Source organism: Thermococcus sp. M36 (genome assembly GCF_012027355.1).
Lineage (GTDB): Archaea > Methanobacteriota_B > Thermococci > Thermococcales > Thermococcaceae > Thermococcus.
Map to the genome: position 1 here is coordinate 1 of NZ_SNUH01000333.1, position 394 is coordinate 394.

General features: G+C 37.3%; 1 protein-coding gene. It reads right to left on the reverse strand.

Annotation, left to right across the window (positions count from 1 at the left end):
• The coding region (locus E3E36_RS14145; RefSeq protein ID WP_369334061.1) for an MFS transporter at window positions 1–366 on the reverse strand (366 nt) is incomplete at its 3' end.
• Between the last annotated feature and the right edge of the window lie 28 nt (window positions 367–394).

The following is a 394-nucleotide window of genomic DNA, read 5'->3' on the forward strand; positions in this document are numbered from 1 at the left end:
CCCGACGCTCTTCCGATCTACCACCAACATAAGCATTGAAAAAACTTTTGCATTTTCTTCAATGGGAAATAAATCTCTCACCATTGCTCTTGACGCCACCATACCAACGCAACCGCCTAATGCCTGAAATAATCTTAATACAATCAGCATATTACCCGATGCCGCTACTGCACAACCTAACGATGCAATAATGTATAATACAAAACCAAAGTATAATGGTTTCTTTCTTCCGTATTTATCTAATAAAGGGCCATACAATAATTGCCCAAAAGAAATACCGATAAAGAAACTTGATAAGGATAGTGAAACATGGGCTACTGTTGTTGAAAAATCTTTTGCAATTGCCGGAAAAGATGGCAAATACATGTCAATAGAAAAAGGACCTATTGCACTT